The sequence below is a fragment of the Bradyrhizobium sp. genome (assembly GCF_016462955.1).
In the GTDB taxonomy this organism is placed as follows: Bacteria; Pseudomonadota; Alphaproteobacteria; order Rhizobiales; family Xanthobacteraceae; genus Bradyrhizobium.
Map to the genome: position 1 here is coordinate 1 of NZ_JAEMSD010000497.1, position 805 is coordinate 805.

Here is an 805-nt window from a genome sequence, read left to right on the forward strand (position 1 = left end):
GCTCATTCAGGCTGGACGGCTCCGTGATCTCGATCGCATTTGAGGTCTTGGCGTCAGACATCGTAGCTCCCTTAACTTGCGAAATGGCCGGGCGGAGCTGCGATGGAGACGAATGGTCGGAGAAGACGAACAGGGCCCGACAATCGGCCGATCCATCGCATTCGCGCGGGACAGGTCATCCGACATCACGAGGTTTGCCGACAACGTCGACGTCCTCGCCAGAGGGGCCCGGATTCTTGTTCGATCCAGAAATAGCGGTGGCTCTGCCGGAATCAAGGCAAACCGGCTGCGACCAGCCGCCGCATCGGTTCCGAAGGCACCATGTTTGGTTAAAGGCTGCTCTCTCCGCCGGCGGGAACATCGCCCGGCCCGATGTGTTGGTGCAACTCAGCACGCATCTTCTGACAGGAAAGCCGCGGGGAACTCCATGTGCCGCTGGATCGCCTACCGGGGCGAAACCACTTCGTTCGAGCCTTATGTCACCGAGCCCGAGCACTCCCTGATCGCCCAGAGCATCCGCTCGCTTCAGTCCACGGCGGGCTCGAACGGGGACGGCTTCGGTCTCGGCTGGTATGGCGAGCATCCCGAGCCAGGCCTCTATCGCGAGACGCGTCCGGCCTGGTCGGACGAAAACCTGCGCTACCTCTGCCGCCATCTGCGCTCGCATCTGTTCTTTGCCCATGTGCGCGCCGCCACGGGCACGGCGGTGACGCGGCAGAACTGTCATCCCTTTGCCTGCGGACGCTGGATGTTCATGCACAACGGCAAGATCGGCAATTGGCGTGACTGCCGAAAAGATGTGGAA

At 62.1% G+C, this 805-nt stretch carries 1 protein-coding gene; it reads left to right on the plus strand.

The window, feature by feature from the left end; genetic code table 11:
* Positions 1 to 427 precede the first annotated feature (427 nt).
* Positions 428 to 805, plus strand: a 378-nt coding sequence (locus JHD07_RS32705) for a class II glutamine amidotransferase (protein ID WP_291629642.1), incomplete at its 3' end; no start/stop codon positions are given.